Source organism: Alcanivorax sp. HI0044 (genome assembly GCF_001634945.1).
Genome location: NZ_LWEZ01000065.1, coordinates 1 through 459, shown reverse-complemented (window position 1 = coordinate 459; position 459 = coordinate 1). Strand labels below are relative to the sequence as shown.

The 459-nt window shown below is 60.8% G+C and carries 1 protein-coding gene; it reads left to right on the top strand.

What is annotated here, in order from left to right; genetic code table 11:
- Positions 1-459 (top strand): LssY C-terminal domain-containing protein (locus A3730_RS00870; RefSeq protein WP_197477206.1); only part of this gene is annotated, 459 nt, incomplete at both ends.

Sequence of the window (459 nt, the reverse complement as noted above, 5' to 3'; positions counted from 1 at the left end):
TGGAAAAAGTCGACCTCACCACCCTGAATAACGAACAGGAGCACCAGCACGTGGATCGCGATGGCCTGCGCGCCTGGCTAGCAGAGCAGCCCTGCTGCACCCACAACGACGACAGCAGTGCCAGCGGCGACCCGATCAATTTTGTCCTGGTCGGCGACAGCCAGTTGCTGCTCAGCGCCATGGTGCAACGGGGCTGGGACCTGACCGAGCGCATCCATGGTGGCTCGATCTGGAAAACCACCAAATCCTTCCTGATGGGTTCCAGCTACCGTTACTCCCCGGTGAGCTCCCTCTATGCCCTGGATCGCCCCCAGGATATGGCGCTGCAAAAAGCCCGTGGCAACATTCACCAACGCAATCACCTGCGCCTCTGGCGGGCGCCACTATTGTGCGACGGCGAACCGGTCTGGCTGGGACAGATCAGTCGGGATATCGGCGTACGCTTTACCTTCAAGTCCC